This window comes from Bradyrhizobium yuanmingense (assembly GCF_900094575.1).
GTDB classification, from domain to species: domain Bacteria; phylum Pseudomonadota; class Alphaproteobacteria; order Rhizobiales; family Xanthobacteraceae; genus Bradyrhizobium; species Bradyrhizobium yuanmingense.
Map to the genome: position 1 here is coordinate 419,141 of NZ_FMAE01000007.1, position 22,565 is coordinate 441,705.

The following is a 22,565-nucleotide window of genomic DNA, read 5'->3' on the forward strand; positions in this document are numbered from 1 at the left end:
GCGGGGCATCCAGTACTCCGAGACAGTGCCGTTAACCGAGAAGCCGCGGCGTACTGGATCAGTCCGCACCAGTGCGCAATTTGCGCACAAGGCGGATGATGATGCAATGGGTGTGGCGCGATCGAGCTATCACGCCACGTTCTGGTCGAGAATGTCCACGGCCTCGGCGAGGCTCACCGACACCAGCTGCGACACGCCGCGCTCGGCCATGGTGACGCCGAACAGGCGGTTCATCCGCGCCATCGTGATCGGGTTGTGCGTGATGATGATAAAGCGCGTGTCGGTCGAGCCGGTCATCTCGTGGAGGAGGTTGCAGTACCGTTCGACGTTGTGGTCGTCGAGCGGCGCGTCGACTTCGTCCAGCACGCAGATCGGCGAGGGGTTGGTCAGGAACACCGCGAAGATCAGCGCCATCGCGGTCAGCGCCTGCTCGCCGCCTGAGAGCAGCGACAGCGTCTGCGGTTTCTTGCCCGGCGGCTTGGCGATGATTTCGAGGCCGGCTTCCAGGGGGTCGTCGCTCTCGATCAGGTGCAGCGCGGCTTCGCCGCCGCCGAACAGCTCGACGAACAGGCGCTTGAAGTGCTCGTTGACGACGTCGAACGAGGTCAGCAGCCGCTCGCGGGCTTCCTTGTTGAGGCTCTGGATGCCCTGGCGCAGCCGCTTGATGGCCTCGACCAGGTCGTCGCGCTCGGTGACGAGGCCGGTGTGCTGGGTCTCGACCTCGCGCAGCTCTTCCTCGGCGCGCAGATTGACGGCGCCGAGGCGCTCGCGGTCCCGGCGCATCTTCTCGAGGTCCTCCTCGATCTCGTGCAGCGGCGGCAGTTCGGCGCCGGGCTCGAGCTCGGCAAGGCCGGCGACGGCCTGCGGCTCGATCTCGAGCATGTCGCGGATCTCGCGCTCGATGTCCTCGAGCCGGCGGCGGGCGCCTTCCATGCGCTCCTCGGCGCGGGCGGTGGCCTCGCGGGCGCTGGAGAGCGCCTCGAGCGTCAGCTTGGCGACGCGGTCGGTCTCGGCCATTGCGGTTTCCGCGGTGGCAAGTGCGTCGGCGGCCATGCGGCGGTCGTTCTCGGCGTATTCGATCTCGGTGATCAGCGCGCTGCGCTTCTCGGCGAACACGGCCGGGGCGTTTTCGAGCTCGCTGCGCTCGATGGTGAGCTCGGCGATGCGGGCCTGGATGGTGTCGATGTGGGAGGCCGCGCTCTCCTTACGGTTCTGCCACTCGGTGCGCTCGGCGAGGATCGCCTGCACGCGGCGATCGGCGAGCTCGGCTTCGCGTGCCAGCGCCTGCGCCTCGGCGCGGACCTGGGCGGCCATGCGGCGGCGGCCTTCGATGTCGCTGCGGACGGCGGCGAGCTGGGTTTCGGTGTCCTCGCTTGACGGCAGCTCGCCGATGCCGGCCTGGGCGTATTCGTAGGCGGCCTCGGCTTCGGCGCGATCGGCGGCGAGCCGGCTGTGCGCCTCCGACAGCGTCGCCTTGCGCGCGGCATGGCGGCTGATCTCGCGCTCGGCATTGGCGTGGCGCTCGCGCGCGACGTTGAGCTCGCGCTGGGCGGCACGCCAGGCTTCGCGGCTGGCGCCTTCGGTGCTCGCCGCCATCTGCAGCTCGGACTCGGCATTCTCCAGCGCCTGGCGCTTGATCTGCGCGTCGATGCGGGCCTGCTCCAGCTCGTTCTCGATGTCGACGAGGCGGGCACGTTCGGCCAGGCGCCGCGCGGCGCCGGTCGGCGCGTGAGCCGCGGCGACAAAACCGTCCCAGCGCCAGACGTCGCCTTCGGGCGAGACCAGCCGCTGGCCGGTCTTGAGCTGCGAGACCAGCTCGGCGCCGCGCTCGCGCGGGACGACACCGATCTGCGCGAGGCGACGCGCCAGCTCGGCCGGCGCCTGCACATGGTTGGAGAGCGGAACGGCGCCTTCGGGCAGCTCCGGATCGCCCTCGGTGTGTCCGACATTGGTCCAGCGCATCGGCGCCGACGGATCGATCGGCGCATCGAGATCGTCGCCGAGTGCCGCGCCGATCGCCTTTTCAAAGCCCTTGTCGACGGTGATGCCGTCGATGATCGGCGGCCACAAATTCTTGGTCTCGCCGTTGACGATCTTGGAGATCGTGCGCGCCTCGGTCTCGAGCCGCTGCACGCGCTTGTCGGCCTCGACCAGCGGCGAGCGTGAGGATTCCAGCGTCTGGCGTGCCGCGACATGCGCCGCTTCGCTGGCCTGCGCCGCAGCTTCGGAGGCGGCCAGCGTCCCTTCCGCCGTCTCGACCAGCGCGGTCAGCTCGTCGAGATCGCCGAAGCCGCCGGTTGCTTCGGTGAGCTTCTGCTCTTCCGCCGTGACGTTCGCGATCTCCTGATCGAGCCGGGCGAGCTTGTCGCGATGGGTGCGGACGTTGGCCTCGAGCTGGTTGCGCTTGGCGGTGAGGTCGGCGAGCGCGGTGGTGAGCTCGGCGAAGCGCTGCTCGGTTTCGGTCAGCACCGCCTCGGCCTCGGCAACGCGCTCGTCGACGCCGGAGCGCTTCTCGACGCGCGACTTGATCTCTTCCTTCAGCTCGGCATCTTCGGCGTCGAGCCGCTGCAGCGCGACGTCGGCATCCATGGTCTGCTGCTGAGCACGGGAAATGTCGCCCTCGAACTGGGCAAGGCGGCGCTCGAGCTCGGCGACGCGTTCCTTGGCGCGCTCTTCCTCACGGTCGAGCTGCTCGCGGGCATTGGTCAGGCGCTGCAGGCCGGCGGCGGCGCGCGCTTCGGCATCACGCAGCGCCGGCATCTCGGCGGCGCGGATCGCCTGGATGCGGGCGGCTTCGGCCTGGTGCTGGGTGCGCTCGGCCATCTCGCGCACGGCGAGATCGTGGGTCTGGCCGGATTCGTTGACGTCGGCATGGGCACCGACCCAGCGCAGGTGGAACAGCGTGGCTTCGGCCTTGCGGACCTTGGCGGCGACCTCGCGATAGCGCACGGCCTGGCGGGCCTGCTTCTTCAGGCCTTCCATCTGGCCGGAGAGCTGGCCGATCACATCCTCGACGCGGGTGAGATTGGTTTCGGCCGCCTTCAGCCGCAGCTCGGCCTCGTGACGGCGGGCATGCAGGCCGGCAACGCCCGCGGCATCTTCCAGCACGCGGCGGCGCTGCTCGGGCTTGGCCTGGATGATCTCGCCGATCTTGCCCTGGTGGACGAGGGCGGGCGAGCGTGCGCCGGTGGCGGCGTCCGCGAACAGGATCTGCACGTCGCGGGCCCGCACGTCGCGGCCGTTGATGCGGTAGACCGAGCCCGCCTCGCGCTCGATGCGGCGGGAAATTTCCAGGATCTGGCTGTCGTTCATCGCCGCCGGCGCGGTGCGATCGGCATTGTCGATCGTCATCGTCACTTCGGCATGGTTGCGCGCCGGACGGTTGCCGGAGCCGGCGAAGATCACCGCATCCATGTCGGCCGCGCGCAGCGACTTGTAGGAGGTCTCGCCCATCGCCCAGCGCAGCGCCTCGACGAGATTCGACTTGCCGCAGCCGTTGGGGCCGACAACGCCGGTCAGGCCGGGCTCGATGACGAAGTCCGTGGGCTCAACGAAGGACTTGAAACCGTGAAGGCGCAGGCGGGTGATTTTCATAAGCACGCATCTCTGTTGGCAGGCGCGAATCCCCCTGCCGGGACAATACCATGGAAGGCAATGTCGCTGTCTGGGTGAGTCGCGCGAGGCGCCTCATGCGGCTGGACAATGGCCGCGGTGCGCCGCGAGGGCAACCGGCGAAAGCCGCTTTTCCCAAGGGATTTATGCCGGGAAAGATACGGCTTTCGAGATGCGAATCAGGATCTTGACGCGCGAATCAGCTCTTCAGCAGCGGGTTGATCTTCTTGGCGAACTCCTCGAACGAGGTGTCGCCCTTGATCTTCTCGCCGTTGATGAAGAAGGTCGGCGTCGAATCCACCTTGAGCACGTCGCTGGCATATTTCTGGTCGGCGGCAATCTTGTCGAGCAGCGCCTGGTCCTTCAGGCAGGCCTCGACCTGCTGCTGGGTGAGGCCGGCCTGCTTGCCGATCCGCGTCAGGGTCTCGGTGGTGTTCTTCATCACCCAGTCATTCTGCTGGCGGAACAGCATGTCGGTGACCGCGAAGTATTTCGGCGCATCGTCCTTGGCGATGCAGCGCGACAGCATCGAGCCGGCGGCGGCTTTGATGTCGAGCGGGAACTCGCGGAAGATGTAACGCACCTTGCCGGTGTCGATGTATTCCGTCTTGATCTTCGGGAACACCTGCTCGTTGAAGGCGGCGCAGTGCGGACACGTCATCGAGGCGTATTCGGTGATGGTGACGGCGGCATCCTTCGGGCCGAGCGCCATGTCGGGCAGCGACACCGGCTTGGCGACGTCGGCGGCCGACTGCGCCATTGCTTCAGGGATCATGGCGTCCGAGATGAACCGCAGCGGCGAGAGCCCGGCGAACGCGGCAAGCCCGGTCAGCGACAGCATCGTGGTGAAGGCGCGGCGGGTGATGATCAAGGTCGGCTCCCGGGATTGGCAAGGTTCGCCCGAAGGACGGGTCAAGGTTTCCTGCTCGGACGGCCTGTCGCTAGCTTGAAACGTCGTTTGAGGCAATGGCGGGCGCTACGGACAGGTCCAGTTTGGCCGCGGAATGAGGCTCAATTTCGCTTGATGGCGGCCCCGAGGCGCGCCAGCGCGGTCTTCAGTTCTTCATCTTCGATCTCGGTCAGGTTCTCCGCCACCTTGGCGACGGCCTTGGGGTCGGGTGGGCTGGGCCGCTTCCGGGCCCGCGGCCGCGACAGGGGCGCCTGGCGGAAGGCCAGCTTGCCGACCGCGCTCCAGCCGAAGAAGCGGTTGACCCGCTCCAGGATCACGTCGGCCGAATGCTGAATCTCCAGCGCCATCGGCCCCTCGACCCGTAGCACCAGGGTTGCCGGCTCCTGCGGCTGACCCTCGACCGGCCGCGGCCATTGCATCTTGAGCGGCTCGGCATGGGCCGCGATCTCCGGCCCCGCGATCTGTGCCCACCGCGTCACCAGCTCGCGCGCCGCAAAGCCCTGCTTGGCATAGGCCTCGGCAAAGACGTCGTCGAGCAGGATCCCGAGCGGTTTGGCGCTGACCGGGCCGGGCTTGAAGATGGGGCCGAATTTGGACATGAGCCGTCCGTTATGCCGCGGCGCGAGGCCGGATGGCCTTGAGGTCGCGATCGATCTCGCGCCGTCGTTGCATCAGATCATAGTCCATCTGCAGACCCAGGAAAAAGCCCTCCGACAGACCGAAATAGCGGGCGAGCCGCAGGTCAGTGTCGGCGGTGATGTCGCGCTTGCCGAGGACGATCTCGTTGATCCGCCGCGGCGGGACGTGAACGGCCCGCGCCAGCGCGTTCTGGCTCAGCTCCATCGGCTTCAAAAACTCCTCCAGCAGGATCTCGCCGGGATGGGGATTGCGGAGGAACCCGTTCCTAGTGGTAGTCGACGATTTCGACATCTCTCGGTCCTCCTTCATCCCACACAAAACAGATGCGCCACTGATCGTTGATCCGGATCGAGTGCTGACCTTCGCGGTTGGCTTTCAGGGCTCCAGTCGATTGCCCGGAGGAACCTTGAGATCCGCCAACACCCGCGCCTGGTTTAGCAAGCGCAGCTTTCGCAAAGCCACATTCTGAATGTCGGGCGGCAGTTTTCGACTTCTCCGACCGGACCAGATCAACTCTGTCTCGGAGTTGGCGAAGCTCTGGATCATGTCTGTGTATAACGCAAGGCGTTATAGCGCGCAACGGTCCGGTCGCGCTGGCCACAGGCGGAATCCTCCTCTAGTAAAGGTGCATGCTCTCCACGACTGCGCGCAAGAAGGAACAGAGTACGGCGTCGTCGGTTCGCCCGCTCGCGCTCCTGCAATGGTACGACCGCCACCGCCGCCGTTTGCCGTGGCGCGCCGCGCCGGGCGAGGCATCCGATCCCTATCGCGTCTGGCTCTCCGAGATCATGCTCCAGCAGACCACCGTGAAGGCGGTCGGCCCCTATTTCGAAAAGTTCGTCGCGCGCTGGCCTGATGTCACGGCGCTGGGGCGAGCCTCGCAGGACGACGTGCTGCGGATGTGGGCGGGGCTCGGCTACTATTCGCGCGCACGCAACCTCCACGCCTGCGCGGTCGCGGTGACGCGCGAACATGGCGGCGTGTTTCCGGATACCGAGGAGGGCCTGCGCGCGCTGCCGGGGATCGGGCCCTACACGGCGGCGGCGATTGCGGCGATCGCGTTCGACCGCCGCACCATGCCGGTCGACGGCAATATCGAGCGCGTGGTGTCGCGGCTGTTCGCGGTCGAGGAGGAGCTGCCGCAAGCCAAGCCGCTCATCCAGCAACTGGCCGCGACGCTGCTGGCGGAGTCTCGCGCCGGCGACAGCGCGCAGGCGCTGATGGATCTCGGCGCCTCGATCTGCACGCCGAAGAAGCCGGCCTGCTCGCTGTGTCCGCTGAACGAGGACTGCGCGGCACGCGCGCAGGGCACCCAGGAGACGTTCCCGCGCAAGGCACCGAAGAAGAGCGGGACGCTCAGGCGCGGTGCCGCCTTCGTGGTCACGCGCGGCGACGAGCTGCTCGTCCGCTCGAGGCCCGAAAAGGGGTTGCTCGGCGGCATGACGGAGGTGCCGTGCTCGGACTGGCTCGCCGGCCAGGACGATGCAACGGCGAAGCAGCAGGCGCCGCAGCTGAAGGGGCTGTCGCGCTGGCAGCGCAAGGTGGGCGCCGTCACCCACGTCTTCACGCATTTTCCGCTCGAGCTAGTGGTCTACACGGCCAAGGCCGAGGCCCGGGTCCGCGCGCCCGAGGGCATGCGTTGGGTGCCGATCGCGACTCTGGCAGATGAGGCGCTGCCCAACGTCATGCGCAAGGTCATCGCGCATGGATTGGATCTCTAGCATCCATCCTGCTGACAGCAGGCTGTCAGCAGGCTTGCGCTAACAGGGGGCAAAGGAGATCTCGCATGGTCAAGACCGCGCTCGATAACTTCCCAAGGCCCCCATGCGCCGAGCTGCTCGGCTGGCGCCTGCTCGATGCCCGTCCGGAGGAGGGCTGGATCAAGCTCGGCTTCGACGGCAAGCCGGAGTTCTGCAACCCCGCGGGCTTCATCCAGGGCGGCATGCTCTCGGCGATGCTCGACGACACCATGGGTCCGGCGGTGCTGGTGATGAGCGAGGGCCGGCTCTACACCACCACGATCAGCATGACCGTGAATTTTTTGGCACCCGCAAAGCCCGGTCCGATCACCGGCGAAGCCAAGGTCACGCAGCTCGGCAAGACTATCGCCTTCGTCGAAGCCAAGCTGATGGCAGAGGACGGCACCGTGCTGGCGACGGCAAGCGCCAGCGAGCGGCTGCTGGAGGCGGCGAGGGTGGTGGGAAAATAGTTCGGCGGTGCGCACTGCTCTTCCTTCTCCCCTTGCGGGAGAAGGTGGCGCGAAGCGCCGGATGAGGGGTTGCCTCAGCGAATTCTACTGCAAAAGATTTACCTGCGGACAGAACCCCTCACCCAAGTGAGTCCGCTTCTACCTGCGTCGCTGCCCTCTCCCGCAAGGGGAGAGGGCGTATTCGCGCACATCTCGCCTTGAGCAAAGAACTCACCCGACCGCGCGCGCGTCCTTGCTCACGATCGGCGGCTTCGCATTCAGCGCCTCGACCTGAAATCCCGCAACGCGCTTGTAGTTCGCGGCGATGTCCTCCAGCTCCTTTTGCGACAGCACGTCGGTGACGACCTTGTACCCGTCAGGCGCGCGCTCCTCGACCAGCTGCATCACCTGCTCGGGACCGTTCTTGCGGTTGAGCAGGACGAGGTCGGTGGTTGCGGGCCGCCGCTCGGCCTCATAGGCGAGCAGTGCCGCCTGCGTCGGACCGTGCGCCAGGATCTCGCGGGTGATGACGCGCGCGTCGAGGATCGCCTGCGAGGCGCCGTTCGAGCCGATCGGGTACATCGGATGCGCGGCATCGCCCATCAGCGTGACGCGGCCGAAGGTCCATTGCGACACCGGATCGCGGTCGACCAGCGGATATTCGTAAGCGTGCGGGCAGTTCCTGATCAGGGCGGGCACGTCGAGCCAGTCGAACTGCCAGCTTTCGAACCAGGGCAGGAACTCATCGAGCCGCGCCGTGCGGTTATAGTCCTCGCGACGCCACTGATAGGTCGGCGGCATGTGGCGCTCCGCGACCCAGTTGATGAGGTGGTTGCCGTCGGCGTCCGCTTCTTTCGAGATCGGATAGCAGACGAATTTCAGGATCTCGTGACCGGCCATGATCATGCTGCGGCCGGTGAGGAAGGCTTTGGCCGGCGTGACGCCGCGCCAGAGGATGCGGCCGTTCCAGATCGGCGGGCCCTCATTCGGATAGAGCTTTTCTCGTGCGGCGGAATGGATGCCGTCGGCGGCGATCAGGATCGTGCCCTCGTAGGTGCCGGCGGCCTTGCCGGTCGCCCTGTCGACGAAGTCGGCGCGCACGCCGCCCGCCGTCTCGGTCCAGCCGGTCAGATGATGGCTGGTGAGGATGTTGTCGCGGCCGAGCCGCTCGAGCGCGGTGTCGAGCAGGATCTGCTGCAGCGTGCCGCGATGGATCGAGAATTGCGGCCATTTGTAGCCGGCCTCAAGGCCGCGCGGCTCGCTCCAGATCGGCTTGCCGTGCTTGGAGAAATAGGCGAGCTCGCGCGTCCGCACACCGCTGGCGTCCAGCTTGTCCAGCAGGCCGAGCTCGATCAGCTCGCGCACCGCATGCGGCAGCACGTTGATGCCGACCCCGAGCGGCTTCAGTTCCGCGACGCTCTCGAACACTTTCACGGGAACGCCGATTTGATGCAGGCTGAGCGCAAGCGTCAGCCCGCCGATGCCGCCACCGGCGATGAGTACCGTCATGAGAAAACCCCTCCGATGGAGGCGTCTTGGCACAGCCGGGCGGCCGTGGGCAACTGCGAACAGGCCGCCTATGGACGGCGCGGCGGAGGACCGTTAACCTCCGGTTTTCCCCATGAGGTCCGACATGCTCAAGCTCTACTACGCCACCGGCACCTGCGCGCTTGCCACTTACATCACCCTGGAAGAGGCCGGCGCCGACTACACCGCTGAGCGGCTGAGCTTCAAGGACAACCAGCAGAACAGCCCGGACTATCTCGCCATCAACCCAAAGGGCCGGGTGCCGGCGCTGGTCACCGACCGCGGCGTCCTGACCGAGACGCCGGCGATGCTGGCCTATCTCGCGCAGACCTTCCCCAAGGCGAAGCTCGCGCCGCTCGACGATCCCTTCGACTTCGCCCAGGTGCAGTCGTTCAACTCCTATCTCTGCTCGACCGTGCACATCAACCACGCCCACAAGATGCGCGGCGCGCGCTGGGCGACGGAGGAGAGCTCGTTCGCCGACATGAAGGCGATGGTGCCGAAGACCATGGGCGCTTGCTTCAAGCTGATCGAGCAGAAGATGTTTCGGGGACCCTGGGTGATGGGCGATCAGTACACGATCTGCGATCCCTATCTCTATACGCTCTCGACCTGGCTCGAAGGCGACAGCGTCGACATCAATGCGACGCCGAAGATCGCCGATCACTTCAAGCGCATGTCCGATCGCCCCGCGGTGAGCAAGGTGATGGCGGCGCAGAAGGCGTAGGAGCGCAGCTGTTGTGGGGTGGGTTAGCGCAGCGTAACCCACCTCTTCTGTCGCTGCGGAAGCCAAAGTGGTGGGTTACGCCTTCGGCTAACCCACCCTACGAGAGTTGCTACGGGAGTTTGCGCCTGGCTTGCTCCAGCTGCCGCCCCGTCTCCAGCATCAGCCTTCTCAGCCAGATCGAACCGGGGTCCATCTGCGCGCGCGTCGGGTGGAACATGAACTGCTCGTCGATCCCTGGATCGAGCGGCGGCGTCACCGTGACGAGGCCGAGCTGCTGCGACAGCGCGGCGATCAGCCGGCGCGGCACGAAGGCGACGAGATCGGTGCGCGCGGCAACGTGCAAGGCTTCGAGATAGCCCGGCACGACAAGCGAGATATGTCGCTCGACGCCTTTGCTGTGCAGCCAGGTGTCGATGAGATCCTCGGCATTGCCGCGGATGATCACGCCGACATGGCGGGCGGCCAGGAACGCCTCGCGCCGCTTCAGCCTCGATCCGACGGGATGGCCGCGCCGCACCGCCAGCGCGTCGCTGTCGGTGTAGAGCAGCTGGCGATGAAACCCCTTGAAGGCGTTGCCGATCGAGATCACGAGATCGATGGTGCGGGCGAACTCGGCGTGGAAGATCGCAGGTCCCCGCCACGGCACCACGTCGATGCGGACGTTGGGGGCAAGGCGCGTCACTTTCGCCATCAAGGGCGGCATCAACAGCTCGACCGCGAGATCTGGCATCATCAGGCGGAACTGCCGCTCGCTGCGCGCGGCATCGAAGTCATCGGGCACGAACAGCCCGCGGACCTGGTCGAGCGCCTGCGCCAGCGGCGCACGCAGGGCCAGCGCCCGCGGCGTCAGCTCCATCCGTACGCCCGTGCGCACCAGCAGCGGGTCACCGAAGATGTCGCGCAGGCGCTGCAATGCGTGGCTCGTGGCCGGCTGTGACAGGCCGATCCTCAGGGCCGCGCGGCTGACATTGGCTTCGCGGAGCAATGCGTCGAGCGCGGTCAATAGGTTGAGGTCGAGCGTTTTCAAATTCATGAGGTGAATAGATATCATATTTCATATCGATTTGAAGAATGACGTTGGCCCGGCGATGATCTCCGCGTTGTCACCACGAGGAGATGCCGCCATGAACGCGAGCGCCAACAAGAAACTGCTGCAGGATATCTTTGCCGCGGCCGCCAATCCCGATCCGGCCGCGCGCGACCGCGCCCTGTTTACAGCAAGTCTCGCCGACGACGCCAAATGGGTCGTCACCGGGCAATATTCCTGGTCGCGCACCTTTGCCGGCAAGGACGCGATCCTCAAAGATCTGCACGGCTATGTCCGCACGCGCCTGCGCGACCGCACGCGGACCGTCGCCCATCGCTTCATCGCCGATGGCGACACCGTGGTGGTCGAAGCCAAGGGAGATAACGTCACGCCCGAGGGCGTGCGTTACGACAACGATTATTGCCTCGTGTTTCGCCTGGAGGACGGCAAGATCAAGGAGATTCGCGAGTACTGCGACTCCATGCTGACCGAGAAGGCGCTCGGCCCGTTTCCGCAAGCCTCCGCGAGGGCAGCGAGCTGACCGGATTGGACCAGGTCGCGTCCACCGGCCGCTCCTGTTCGCCACGGCCCGCGATGTTTGTGCGAGCCTGTCGGACGCTGCTGGAACTCCTGCAGACCCGGCACGCGCGGTCTCGGATCCGCTGCCAGCTCGCGGCCATGACCGAACGCGAGCTTCAGGATTTCGGGATGTCCCGGAGCGAGATCGAGCACGAGCTCAGAAGGACGGTTCGGCGGAAATGAACGGAGTGGACCCCCCATGTCTCGCCTCTCGCGGTGCCAAGGCCGGCGGAACTATTGCGTGCCGCCGGCGTTCCCTCGGTTGCCGGGCGCGCCGCGCCCGCGGCAACCTGCGTTCTCGGGAATTTCATGCTGGCTGGGGCTTCGGACGTTTCAACGCAGGGAGGCCGCAGCTTCTCCGGACTCCGCGAACGACTAAGAGACGCAACGTCGGCCGCGCACCGCGACCTCGACGCGCAGCTGTCGGCGTTCGAGCTGGCCGAGCTCTCCGGCTATCGGCGCTTTCTGCAAGCCAGCGCCGGCGCCCTGCTGCCGCTCGAGACGGCACTCGTCGAGGCCGGCGTCAGCAGCGCTTTCCCGGACTGGCCGGAGCGGTCGCGAAGCGCGGCAATTCTGGCTGATCTCGAGCGCCTCGGCAGCGCGGTGCCGCGGCTGGTGTCCGTGTCCCCACTGACGCGCAGCGGCGTTGTGGGCACGATGTATGTGCTCGAAGGCTCCCGTCTCGGGGCAAAATTCCTGCTGAAGATGGTCGCGGATTCCGCCGATCCGCGCCTCCGCGAAGCTGTCGCCTATCTCAGTCACGGCACCGGCAGGCGGCTCTGGCAGAGTTTCCTGGCGAAGCTTGCAACCAACGAGTGCTGGGACGAAGACGAGGCAATCGAGGCGGCCCGCATCGCCTTCGCCGCATTCGAGCAGGCGGCGGACCGGGCATGAACCAGGCCGTCAATCTCACCAATTGCGACCGCGAGCCGATCCACATTCCCGGCAGTGTGCAGCCGTTTGGCTTCCTGCTGGCCGTGCTCTCGGATTTCACGATCTGCATGGCCTCGGATAACGTCGGGAGCTTTCTTGGAACGGATGTTGCCGACCTGCTGCAGCGGCCGCTGTCGGGCGTGATCTCCGAGGCGGCGGTCGAAACGATCCGCAGCCGGGTCGATCATCTCGGCGGTCCGGATGCGACCGAGCGCCTGTTCGGCGTCGAGCTGCAGCCCGGCAAGCCACCCTTTGATCTTTCGATCCATCTCTCCGGCGTCTATCTGATCGTCGAGGCGGAGCCGAGCGTCCACGAGCCCGGCGTCAATTCCGGCGAGCTCGTGCGCTTGATGCTCGAACGGATCCGCAAGACGCGCGGAATGGCCGATCTTGCGCGCGAGGCGGCGCGTCAGCTTAAGGTGCTGACCGGCTTCGACCGCGTCATGGTCTATCAGTTTCACCCGGACGGGTCTGGCGAGGTGATCGCCGAGACGGCGGAGTCTGGGCTCGAATCCTTTTTCGGTCTGCGTTACCCCGCCTCCGACATCCCAAGGCAGGCGCGCGCGCTCTATCAGCGCAACTGGCTGCGCATCATCGCCGACGTCGACGCGCGGCCTGCCGCGCTGATGTCCACGGCCACGCATAATGCGGGACTGCTCGACCTGTCGATGAGCGTGCTGCGCTCGGTGTCGCCGATCCACATCGAATATCTGCGCAACATGGGCGTTGCCGCCTCCATGTCGGTGTCGATCCTGCGCGACGGCAAGCTGTGGGGTCTGTTTGCCTGCCACCATTATTCGCCGCGTTACATTTCGTTCGACAAGCGCACGGCCTCCGAGCTGTTCGGTCAGATGTTCTCGTGGATCGTGGAAGGCCGCGAGCGCGAGGGCGACGTCGCCTATGAGGCCCGCGCGCATCAGGTCCAGGAGCGATTGATCGAGATCGCGGCCTCGCACGACCACAGCCGGCGGGCGATCGTCGATTTCCTGGGCGACTATCGCAAGATGATCGAGTGCGACGGCGTCGCAGTCTGGTCCGATAACACCATCGCGCTCGAGGGCGAGACCCCGACCGAAGACGAGGTGAAGGGTCTCGTCGCCTTCATCAACCGGACTTCGCCTGGCCGGATCTTCGCCAGCGCCGAGATCGCCCAGGTCTACGCCGCCGGCCAGGCCTTCCGTGACCGCGCGGCGGGCTTTCTCGCCATCCCGATCTCGCGCACGCCGCGCGATTGCCTGATCTTCTTCCGCCGCGAGGTCACGCGATCGGTGAAGTGGGCCGCAGATCCCAACAAGGTCTACGACGAAGGTCCGCACGGGCCGCGCCTCACCCCGCGCAAGAGCTTCGAGTTGTGGCAGGAAACGGTGGCGGGGCAGTCGAAGCCGTGGTCGGCGGCCGATATCCGCATCGCCGAGAGCCTGCGCGTCACGCTGCTGGAGGTGATCCTGCAACTGTCCGACCTCGCCGCGCGCGAGCGCCGCGGGGCGCAGGAGCGGCAGGAGCTGATGATCGCTGAGCTCAATCATCGCGTCCGCAACATCCTGAGCCTCGTGCGCGCCCTGGTGGCGCAGAGCAAGGAGACCGCGACCGGCATCGAGGAGTTCGCCAGCGTGCTCGGCGGCCGCATCCAGGCCCTCGCGCGCGCCCACGACCAGATCACGAACCTGAACTGGGCACCCGTCGCGCTCCGCACCCTGGTCGAGTCCGAGGCCGGCGCCTATCTCGGTGCGCGCGCAGACCGGGTGAAGATGGGCGGTCCGGACGTCGCGCTCGATCCAAAGGCGTTCGCGACGCTGGCGCTCGTCGTTCATGAGATGATGACCAATTCCGCCAAGTACGGCGCGCTTGCCGATTCCACCGGCAGTGTCGAGGTGGTCTGGCGCCTCGACCCGTCTTCCAGCCTCGTCATCGAGTGGAAGGAGAGCGGCGGTCCGCCCGTGCAGCCGCCGTCGCGGCGCGGCTTCGGCACCACCATCATCGAGCGATCGGTGCCGTTCGATCTCAAGGGCGATGCCGAGATCCGTTTCGACCTCCTGGGCGTCCAGGCGAAGTTCGTCATTCCGCCCAACTTCGTCCAGCTCGTCCCATCCATCGCGGGAGCCGCCATGCGTATCGAGGAGCAGCAATCTGCCCGTCCACGGATTTCCGACACGGCCCTGATCGTGGAGGACAACCTGATCATCGCGATGGCCGCGGAGGTCATCCTGCTCGACCTCGGCGCCCGCCACGTCGACACCGCCGCAACCGTCGACCAGGCACTGCGCTCGATCGAGCGTTCGCGGCCGAGCTTTGCTCTGCTCGATCTCAATCTCGGCAGCGAGAGCAGCATCAAGGTGGCGCAGAAGCTAAAGGAGATCGGGGTGCCCTTCATCTTCGCGACCGGCTATGGCGAGCGCGCGCCGATCCCCGAGCCATTGGCCTCCGCGCCGGTGGTCCAGAAGCCCTACACGCTGGAAGTGGTCGAAAATGCACTCGGCAAATTGCAGCAGGCCGGCGCCCAATAGGCATCCCCTGACGAACAGCATGCATCGGCGTGCATGGCACAGCGGATTCGCATGCGGCTTTGCATAGCTGCCGACAAAATCGGCAGATTTGGTGCGGGTCGAGATCGGGCGCGCGAGGAATTTGAAGGTTCAATTAAGAAGTGTCCCCCATTGTGTCGCGGTGCAGCGTAGGCCGCCAGGGGCGCGGCGTGCGGCTGTCGGAGTGGCCGTGACGATCGCCGGAGTCGTTCGGCCCCTCGAATTCACATGTATCTGGGTGGACAGTGGGAATGCCGAAATTTCGTTTGCGGATCAGGGGACGCCTGTACGCAGGCTTCATGGCCCTGGTGGCGGTCGGTCTCGTGATGGCGGTGGTTGCCGTCTGGAATTTGCGGGACGTGCAGGATCAGGTCGCAAGACAATCCGCCCTCTCGGACAGCACGGCGCGGGTGCTGGAGATATCGGCCCATCTGCAGGCGATTCAGCGGGCCAATTTGCGCTACGTCTACGACGGCAACGAGTCCGCAATGAAGGAAGCGCAAGAGCGCGAGACCGCGGCGAGCGAGCTGCTCCGGGTCGGCGCTCAGGGGGCGCTCTCCGAGGAGCGGCGCGCGCTCTACAACGGCCTGATCGACGAGATCGCGAAAATGCGACGCCTGCGTGACAATCTCGGCGACGCCGTCAACGAGACGAGAACGGGCAAGGCGACGCTGCTGCCGAGTGGCGAGGACCTGGCCACCAAGACGAACAAGCTCGTCGACGTGGCGCGCGCCGCCGTCGATGAAGATACCGCTTCCCTCGTCGCCGATCTCGAATCCCGAATCCTGCTCGTGAGGATCGTAAATTGGCGTTTTCTGGCCCTTCGCGATGCGCAGGGCCCTGCGACCTTCAGGGCGAGCATCGACAGGGCATTACAACGGCTCGGGGCACTCGAAAAGAGCCCGCAGGCGGCGGCGTTGCGCGCCACGCTGGCGCCGGTGAAGACCTCGCTTGAAACCTACAAGACGGCGTTCGAGACGACCTCCGCAGCGATGCTTAAAGCGGACGAGATCTACCACAAGAGCCTCGCGCCCCTCATCGTCGACAGCATCGGCAAGCTCAAGGTGGCGGAAACGACGCTGAAGGAGGACTACCAGGCATCGCGCACCACCGCCGAGGCCGTGATCGCGGGAACGACGACCGTGCAGGAGATCGCCGGCGGCCTTGCCATCCTGTTCGGAGGCATCGTCGCCTTCCTGATCGCCCGCAGCATCGTCGGTCCGCTGACCTCGATGACGCAGGCGATGGGGCGACTTGCCGGCGGCAATCTCGAGGTCGAGATTCCCGGCCGCGGCAGGGCCGACGAGATCGGCGACATGGCCAAGGCGATCCAGGTCTTCAAGGACAACATGATCGAGACCGAGAGCATGCGCGCCGAGCAGGCCGAACTCGAGGCGCGGCAGGCCGAGAACCGCAGGAAAGACATGGCCAGGCTCGCCGATCAGTTCGAGCAGGCCGTCGGCGAGATCGTCAACACGGTGTCGTCGGCATCGGGCGAGCTCGAAGCCTCCGCCGGCACGTTGACGACGACTGCCGCGCGCGCCCAGGACCTCTCGACGGAGGTCGCCAGCGCTTCGCAGGAGGCCTCGGCCAATGTGCAGGCGGTCGCCTCTGCGACCGAGGAGCTCTCCTCCTCGGTCTCCGAGATCGCCCGCCAGGTGCAGGAATCCGCCCGCATCGCCACCGAGGCTGTCGGTCAGGCGAGCCGGACCAACGAGCGCGTCGGTGCGCTCTCCAAGGCCGCCGCGCGGATCGGTGACGTGGTCGAGCTGATCAGCACCATTGCCGGCCAGACCAACCTCTTGGCGCTGAACGCCACGATCGAGGCGGCGCGTGCGGGCGAAGCCGGCCGCGGCTTTGCCGTGGTCGCTACCGAGGTCAAGGCGCTCGCCGAGCAGACGGCAAGGGCCACCGGCGAGATCGCCCAGCAGGTCTCCGGCATCCAGGCCGCGACCGAGGAGTCGGTCGGTTCGATCCGGGAGATCAGCGGCACCATCGAGCGGCTGTCGGAGATCGCCTCGACGGTCGCCGCGGCCGTGGAGCAGCAGGGCGCGGCGACGCAGGAGATCTCCCGCAACGTCCAGCAGGCGGCCCAGGGCACGCAGCTCGTCTCGTCCAACATCGGCGACGTGCAGCGCGGCGCCTCCGAGACCGGCTCGGCCTCCTCGCAGGTTTTGTCGGCGGCGCGCTCGCTGTCGGCCGACAGCAACCGATTGAAGCAGGAAGTCGCCAAGTTCCTGAGCTCGGTCCACGCTGCCTGACGTCTTGAAAGCAAGAGGCCACGCGGATGCGCGTGGCCTCGAACAGCGGCGCGATCAAGCCACCTTGGTGGTCATGTGCTTGAACATGTTGGCTCGCGCTTCGTCGTCCATCTCGGCCTTGAAGGTGAACTTGTCCTTCAGGGCGATGGCACGCGCCGCCGCCGGGCGCGCCGAGATCTCGTCGACCAGCCGCTTCACGTTCGGGTATCGCGCAAAGGCGTCGTCGCCGAGCTTGAACGGCACCATCCGCGCCCAGCCCCACATCGCCATGTCGACGATCGAATAGCTGTCGCCGACCATGTAGCGGCGGTCCTTCAGGTGAGCGTCGAGGATCTTGTAGTGGCGGTCGGTCTCGTACTGATAGCGGTTGTTGGCGTAGTCGTGGTTCTGGTCCTTCGGCGCAAAATGCTTGAAGTGCACGGCCTGACCCGAAAACGGCCCGACGCCGCTCGCGACGAACATCAGCCAGGACAAGAGCTCGGCGCGGTTGGAGGGGAGGAATTTGCCGGTCTTCTCGGCGAGATAGAGCAGGATGGCGTTCGAATCGAACACGATGGTGCCCCCATCGTCGATCGCCGGCACCTTGCCGTTCGGATTGATCTTGAGGAATTCCGGCGTGAACTGCTCGCCCTTGCGGGTGTCGACCTTCACCGGCTCGTAGGGCAGGCCGGATTCTTCGAGATAGAGCGCGACCTTGGTCGGGTTCGGTGATCCATTGAAATAGAACTTGAGCATCAAGCATCTCCCCGGTGTCTATATTGCCGCGCGCGGCCGCGGCCTCGTTGGGCGAGCCTGTCTTGCCTGAACCTCGCCCGAGAGAGCAACCGGCGAGTTTGCCGGGCGGTGTCTGCGCGGTACGCAGATCAGGCGGCGTAACAGAGGCCGATTGCCGCCGCGAGGACCATGGCCGCGCCCACGGCCTCCAGCCGCAGGCCGAGCCGCGCGGCGAGATGCATGTCGGAGGCCCGTGCCGCGCGCTCCGACCCGCGCGCATAGCCGTGGACAATAACGTCGTGGTTGAAATTGTCGTGCGCCTCGTTGCTGCTGGCGAGCCCGACGCAGATCACGAGCACGCCGAACAGCGCCAGGCCGAAGAATCCGAGCAGCGCGATCAGGAACATCGGAAACATGCCGATCAGGAAGATCGGCAGCAGCGGCACCAGCAGCAATGTCTCGGACTGTCGTCGCATGGGAGCCCAACCGGTCAGGAGGGGGCTAGTCGGGCGAATCTAGTCCTGGTTGGCGCGGCTTTCAACTCACGCCGCTGTCATTCCGGGGCGCGCCTCTTGGCGCGAGCCCGGAATCCATTGGGCGGCATGGGACGTGGCTCGATGGATTCCGGGTTCTCGCTTCGCGAGCCCCGGAATGACGGTGGGAAAGCTACTCCGCCGCCATTCCCGCGCGGATCTCGGCGCGCAGCTCGTCGATCAGCTTGAGGCCCTTCCTGGTCTCGACGTGCCAGAAGGTCCAGCCGTTGCAGGCCTGCGCGCCTTGCGCCACCGCGCCGATCCGGTGGATCGAGCCGACCTTGTCGCCAAGCATGATGGCGCCGTCGGCGCGCACCAGCGCCCCTAACTTCTTCTTGGCGTCGAACAGCTTGGTGCCGGGCATGATCATGCCGCGCTCGATCAGCTCGGAGAACGCAACGCGCGGCGCCTCGCGCGCGGTCATGAACGGGGCAAGGCTTTCTTCCGGCAACGGTTCGACCTTGGCGATGCGCGCCTCGGCCGCCTTGGCGTAGGTCTTGTCGCGCTCGAAGCCGACATAGGAGCGGCCGAGGCGCTTGGCGACCGCGCCGGTGGTGCCGGTGCCGTTGAACGGGTCGATGACGAGATCGCCGGGCTTGGACGAGGACAGCAGCACGCGCGCCAGCAGGCCTTCCGGCTTCTGTGTCGGATGCACTTTCTTGCCGTCGGCGCCCTTGAGGCGCTCCTCGCCGGTGCAGAGCGGAATCAGCCAGTCGGACCGCGCCTGCACATCCTCGTTGGCGGCCTTCAATGCCTCGTAGTTGAACGTGTAGCCCTTGGCCTTCTCGTCACGCGCGGCCCAGATCATGGTTTCGTGCGCGTTGGTGAAGCGGCGGCCGCGGAAATTCGGCATCGGATTGGTCTTGCGCCAGACGATGTCGTTCAGCAGCCAGAAGCCGAGGTCCTGCATGATGGCGCCGACGCGGAAGATGTTGTGATAGGAGCCGATCACCCAGATCGTCGCCGACGGCTTCATGGCGCGGCGTGCGGCGAGCAGCCAGGCGCGGGTGAAGTCGTCGTAGGCGGCAAACGAATCGAACTTGTCCCAGTCGTCGTTGACGGCATCGACATGGGATTCGTCGGGACGCTTGAGGTCGCCCTTGAGTTGCAGATTGTAGGGCGGATCGGCGAACACCAGGTCGACGCTGCCTGCCTGCAGCTTCGACATCTCGGCGACGCAATCACCGACGATGATGCGATGCGAAGGGGACTCAAAATTTGTGCGGGGCGCCCTTGCAGACGCCCCGCGACGCGACTCTACCATGACTCAAGTACTCTGACTCAGGCGACGCTGTCGGCGACGCGGGACCAAACAACCGACTGGCCGTTACATTGAAGGGGCAAAGTAAAAATCGACTTAACCAGCCGCTTTCGTGAGCACTCCTCGCATCATCGTTCGCGCACACATTGCTGCGCGCATTCGCCTTGTTTTACAGTGCATTTCGTACTTGCGCGGTTCGCTGGAGCGATCGTGGCGGGAAAAAGGCTGTAAATTTCTCTCGGAAAAAACTGCTCGGCCCTCGGAAAAATTTGCTGGCATCGACAGGCTGTCGCACTAGGCAATTTTTGCCGGCCACGATATTGATAAAAGCAACGGAAATTTTACGTATGTGGCGCGTTGAGCTTTCGCGTTTCTGTGCGCCGTCGAAACTTGAATCAGGGACCCCAGAGGAAAGGCCGCCATGCGCTACGATGACTTCCGCCGCAGCGACGACATCGAGGATCGTCGCGACGAAGGTGGTGGCTTTGGCGGAGGCGGAGGCGGCGGGTTCGGCCTGCCGATGGGCGGTGGCGGGCTTGGCATCGGCACCATCATCATCCTCGGCCTGGTCGGCTACGCCTTCGGCATCGATCCCCGCATCCTGATCGGCGGCGCCGAGATCCTCTCCGGCGGCGGCCATGCGCCGACCTATCAGACCGATCGTCAGGCCTCCTCCGGCAAGCGCGGCGCGCCGACCGACGAGATGGGCAGCATGATCTCCGGCATCCTCGGCGAGCTCGACGATCGCTGGAGCGAGATCTTCCAGGCTAACGGCCAGTCGTACACCGGTCCGAAGATCGTGCTGTTCCGCAACGCCACCAATGGCGGCCGCTGCGGCATGGCGCAGTCGGCCATGGGGCCGTTCTATTGTCCGCCCGATCGGACCATCTTCCTCGACACCGCCTTCTTCCGCGAGGTCGAGACCCGCTTTCGCGGCTGCTCCGGCAAGTCGGCGTGCAATTTCACCACCGCCTACATCATCGCGCACGAGGTCGGCCATCACATCCAGAACCTGCTCGGCATCATTCCGCGCGTGACGCGGCTGCAGCAGCAGGTCGGCTCGAAGGCCGAGGCCAATGCGCTCCAGGTCAAGGTGGAGCTGCAGGCCGATTGTCTGTCCGGCGTCTGGGTCAACCGCGAGGCGAAGAAGCGTCCGAACTTCCTCGAGCCCGGCGACATCGAGGCCGCGCTGACCACGGCAAGCGCGATCGGCGACGACACGCTGCAACGCCAGGCCACCGGCCGCGTGGTACCCGACTCCTTCACCCACGGCTCGGCGGCGCAACGCAAGCAATGGTTCATGATCGGCTACCAGCAGGGCACGGTCCAGGCCTGCAACACGTTCGGTGCGGGGGCGTTGTAACGCGTTAGCCCCGGAACGACGAGCGAGGGTGAAGAATGGCCTCCATCGACGAATCCAAACAATTCATCCCGCTCAACATTGCGGTGCTCACGGTGTCCGACACGCGCGCGCTTGCGGACGACAAGTCCGGTCAGACCCTCGCCGATCGTCTCACCGCTGCGGGTCATCATCTTGCCGCGCGCGAGATCGTCACCGATGATGTCGAGGAGATCCGCGCTGTGATCCGCCGCTGGATCGCCGATAGCGGCATCGACGTCGTCATCACCACCGGCGGCACCGGCTTTACCGGGCGCGACGTCACGCCCGAGGCGATCGAGCCGCTGTTCGAGAAGCGCATGGACGGCTTTTCGATCGCCTTCCACATGCTGAGCCACGCCAAGATCGGGGCGTCGACGATCCAGAGTCGCGCCACCGCGGGCGTCGCGGGCGCAACCTACATCTTCTGCCTGCCGGGCTCGCCCGGCGCCTGCCGCGACGGCTGGGACGGCATCCTCGCAGCTCAGCTCGACTACCGCACGCGCCCCTGCAACTTTGTCGAGATCATGCCGCGGCTGGACGAGCATCTGCGCCGGCCAAAGGCGCAAGGCGCGACGGTGTGAGTTCTTGCTTTTCTTCCCTTCTCCCCTTGTGGGAGAAGGTGGCGCGAAGCGCCGGATGAGGGGTTCTCTCCGCGCGCACCAATGCTTGTGGAGACATACCCCTCACCCAAGCGAGCTTGCGTTTGCTAGTTGACATGCCCTCTCCCGCAAGGGGAGAGGGCGCAGCAACGCGCATCTCGCTCGCTGCGAGATCAGATATCCAGCTCCCACGTCTCGCCGACCAGGTCGGCACCGAAGCTGTGATGCGGCTCCGTCGCGACCAGCTTGAATCCCGCGCTTTGATAAATCCCGCGCGCAGCCACCAAAATGCTCTGCGTCCACAGCGTCATCTTGCTGTAGCCGCGCTCGCGGGCGCCCTGGATGCATTGCTCGACGAGGGCGCGGCCGACGCCGAGGCCCCGTGCTTTCTTCTCAACCTGCAACAGGCGGAGTTTGGCGATCTCGTCCGTGGCCTTGACCAGGAACACCGAGCCGACCGGCTCGCCACCGACCTCCGCGATCCAGCAATGCTCGCGCGCGGCGTCGTAATTCCTGATGAACTGTGCGCAGATCTCGGCGACCAGCGCCTCGTAACTGATGTCCCAATTGTAGTCCGCGGCGTAGGCGGCAGCCTGCCGGGAGACGACCCAACCCATATCGCCGACGCGATGGCTACGCAGCATGAAAGAAGCGGGCGGGCTTCGGCGTTGCTCCAGCACGGCCTCGATCGTGGCCATCGCCTGCGTGAGCCGGGTCGCATCGCCAGGCGAAAGCTGAGCCAGCATCGCGGCGACCTCGTTTTGCGAGTTCAGGTTCAGCTTGGCGAAAGCCTGCCGGCCTTTGGCGGTCAGGCTGAGCTGGTACTGCCTGCGGTCCACGGGCAGCGGCTTTCGCGTGATCAGCCCCTTCTCGTCGAAGCTCTGGACGATGCGGCTGAGATAGCCGGGATCGAGACCGAGCTCGTGTCCGATCTCTTTTGCGGCAAGGTCGTCGCGATGGGCGAGCTCGTAGAGCACCCGCGCCTCGCTGAGCGAGAATGGACTCTTGCCGAGGTGCTGGTCGAGCACACCGAGCTTGCGGGTGTAGAAGCGGTTGAAGGCGCGAACCGCTGCGACGTGGTCGTCGGCAGCCTGTTCGGCCACGGCGCTTGACGGCAAAGCTTTCGATAGCATGGGATCACCTCGATATTTG

The 22,565-nt window shown here is 65.9% G+C and carries 20 protein-coding genes and 1 pseudogene; 10 read left to right on the plus strand and 11 right to left on the minus strand.

The features are described from left to right. Positions 1 to 129: 129 nt before the first annotated feature. From smc to GA0061099_RS26535, 5 genes and pseudogenes are all read right to left on the minus strand, one after another. On the minus strand, positions 130 to 3,594 hold the full coding sequence (gene smc / locus GA0061099_RS26515; RefSeq protein WP_074448126.1) for a chromosome segregation protein SMC: 3,465 nt from the start codon (positions 3,592 to 3,594) through the stop codon (positions 130 to 132). A gap of 217 nt (positions 3,595 to 3,811) precedes the next feature. Continuing rightward, positions 3,812 to 4,483 (minus strand): DsbA family protein, encoded by a 672-nt coding sequence (locus GA0061099_RS26520; RefSeq protein ID WP_036006292.1) that lies wholly within the window; start codon positions 4,481 to 4,483, stop codon positions 3,812 to 3,814. A gap of 140 nt (positions 4,484 to 4,623) precedes the next feature. Next, a complete protein-coding gene (locus GA0061099_RS26525; RefSeq protein WP_036024853.1) occupies positions 4,624 to 5,121 on the minus strand; it encodes a DUF721 domain-containing protein in 498 nt (165 codons plus the stop codon). A 10-nt stretch (positions 5,122 to 5,131) separates the two neighbouring features. Then, a complete protein-coding gene (locus tag GA0061099_RS26530) occupies positions 5,132 to 5,452 on the minus strand; it encodes a HigA family addiction module antitoxin (RefSeq protein WP_036024868.1) in 321 nt (106 codons plus the stop codon). Continuing rightward, positions 5,427 to 5,707, minus strand: a pseudogene (locus GA0061099_RS26535) (type II toxin-antitoxin system RelE/ParE family toxin). The gene GA0061099_RS26530 and the pseudogene GA0061099_RS26535 overlap by 26 nt, the downstream one beginning before the upstream one ends. Positions 5,708 to 5,790: 83 nt before the next feature. On the opposite strand from GA0061099_RS26535, the gene mutY reads away from it, so the two are divergent. Together mutY and GA0061099_RS26545 are read left to right on the plus strand one after the other, a co-directional pair. Then, a complete protein-coding gene (gene mutY / locus GA0061099_RS26540; RefSeq protein WP_036024854.1) occupies positions 5,791 to 6,882 on the plus strand; it encodes an A/G-specific adenine glycosylase in 1,092 nt (363 codons plus the stop codon). A 65-nt stretch (positions 6,883 to 6,947) separates the two neighbouring features. Beyond that, positions 6,948 to 7,370, plus strand: a complete 423-nt coding sequence (locus tag GA0061099_RS26545) for a PaaI family thioesterase (protein ID WP_036006298.1) — start codon at positions 6,948 to 6,950, stop codon at positions 7,368 to 7,370. A 210-nt stretch (positions 7,371 to 7,580) separates the two neighbouring features. Here the strand turns inward: GA0061099_RS26545 and GA0061099_RS26550 are convergent, their stop codons facing one another. Next, entirely contained in the window at positions 7,581 to 8,858 is a 1,278-nt protein-coding gene (locus GA0061099_RS26550; RefSeq protein WP_036024855.1) for a flavin-dependent oxidoreductase, read from the minus strand. A gap of 124 nt (positions 8,859 to 8,982) precedes the next feature. Here GA0061099_RS26550 and GA0061099_RS26555 point away from each other — a divergent pair, with 124 nt between their 5' ends. Then, complete coding sequence (locus GA0061099_RS26555; protein ID WP_036006329.1) at positions 8,983 to 9,603, plus strand: glutathione S-transferase family protein; 621 nt, start codon at positions 8,983 to 8,985, stop codon at positions 9,601 to 9,603. Between the two features lie 109 nt (positions 9,604 to 9,712). On the opposite strand, the gene GA0061099_RS26560 is transcribed toward GA0061099_RS26555, so the two are convergent. Continuing rightward, positions 9,713 to 10,636, minus strand: coding sequence for a LysR family transcriptional regulator (locus GA0061099_RS26560; RefSeq protein WP_036024856.1), 924 nt, complete (start codon positions 10,634 to 10,636; stop codon positions 9,713 to 9,715). A gap of 91 nt (positions 10,637 to 10,727) precedes the next feature. Here GA0061099_RS26560 and GA0061099_RS26565 point away from each other — a divergent pair, with 91 nt between their 5' ends. From GA0061099_RS26565 to GA0061099_RS26585, 5 genes are all read left to right on the plus strand, one after another. Further along, positions 10,728 to 11,171, plus strand: coding sequence for a nuclear transport factor 2 family protein (locus GA0061099_RS26565; RefSeq protein WP_036024857.1), 444 nt, complete (start codon positions 10,728 to 10,730; stop codon positions 11,169 to 11,171). Positions 11,172 to 11,224: 53 nt separating this feature from the next. Continuing rightward, positions 11,225 to 11,392, plus strand: coding sequence for a DUF1127 domain-containing protein (locus GA0061099_RS26570; protein ID WP_074448127.1), 168 nt, complete (start codon positions 11,225 to 11,227; stop codon positions 11,390 to 11,392). 54 nt (positions 11,393 to 11,446) lie between these two features. Continuing rightward, positions 11,447 to 12,103 carry a biliverdin-producing heme oxygenase gene (locus GA0061099_RS26575; protein ID WP_338060693.1) on the plus strand — a complete coding sequence of 219 codons (657 nt, stop codon included), beginning with the start codon at positions 11,447 to 11,449 and terminating at the stop codon, positions 12,101 to 12,103. After that, positions 12,100 to 14,646, plus strand: a complete 2,547-nt coding sequence (locus GA0061099_RS26580; protein ID WP_036024858.1) for an HWE histidine kinase domain-containing protein — start codon at positions 12,100 to 12,102, stop codon at positions 14,644 to 14,646. Before GA0061099_RS26575 ends, GA0061099_RS26580 begins: the two co-directional genes overlap by 4 nt. A gap of 269 nt (positions 14,647 to 14,915) precedes the next feature. Continuing rightward, on the plus strand, positions 14,916 to 16,925 hold the full coding sequence (locus GA0061099_RS26585) for a HAMP domain-containing methyl-accepting chemotaxis protein (protein WP_036024859.1): 2,010 nt from the start codon (positions 14,916 to 14,918) through the stop codon (positions 16,923 to 16,925). A 54-nt stretch (positions 16,926 to 16,979) separates the two neighbouring features. Here GA0061099_RS26585 and GA0061099_RS26590 read toward each other — a convergent pair whose 3' ends face one another. From GA0061099_RS26590 to GA0061099_RS26600, 3 genes are all read right to left on the minus strand, one after another. Continuing rightward, entirely contained in the window at positions 16,980 to 17,660 is a 681-nt protein-coding gene (locus tag GA0061099_RS26590; protein WP_036024860.1) for a glutathione S-transferase family protein, read from the minus strand. 128 nt (positions 17,661 to 17,788) lie between these two features. Continuing rightward, complete coding sequence (locus GA0061099_RS26595) at positions 17,789 to 18,115, minus strand: hypothetical protein (RefSeq protein WP_036024861.1); 327 nt, start codon at positions 18,113 to 18,115, stop codon at positions 17,789 to 17,791. 190 nt (positions 18,116 to 18,305) lie between these two features. Then, complete coding sequence (locus GA0061099_RS26600; protein WP_036024862.1) at positions 18,306 to 19,436, minus strand: site-specific DNA-methyltransferase; 1,131 nt, start codon at positions 19,434 to 19,436, stop codon at positions 18,306 to 18,308. A gap of 418 nt (positions 19,437 to 19,854) precedes the next feature. On the opposite strand from GA0061099_RS26600, the gene ypfJ reads away from it, so the two are divergent. Together ypfJ and moaB are read left to right on the plus strand one after the other, a co-directional pair. Continuing rightward, positions 19,855 to 20,796, plus strand: a complete 942-nt coding sequence (ypfJ, locus tag GA0061099_RS26605) for a KPN_02809 family neutral zinc metallopeptidase (protein ID WP_036006315.1) — start codon at positions 19,855 to 19,857, stop codon at positions 20,794 to 20,796. Between the two features lie 35 nt (positions 20,797 to 20,831). Continuing rightward, positions 20,832 to 21,395: a molybdenum cofactor biosynthesis protein B gene (moaB, locus tag GA0061099_RS26610; protein ID WP_036024863.1), complete on the plus strand. Its 564-nt coding sequence runs from the start codon at positions 20,832 to 20,834 to the stop codon at positions 21,393 to 21,395. Positions 21,396 to 21,586: 191 nt separating this feature from the next. On the opposite strand, the gene GA0061099_RS26615 is transcribed toward moaB, so the two are convergent. Next, a complete protein-coding gene (locus GA0061099_RS26615; RefSeq protein WP_050995927.1) occupies positions 21,587 to 22,546 on the minus strand; it encodes a bifunctional helix-turn-helix transcriptional regulator/GNAT family N-acetyltransferase in 960 nt (319 codons plus the stop codon). Positions 22,547 to 22,565: the final 19 nt, after the last annotated feature.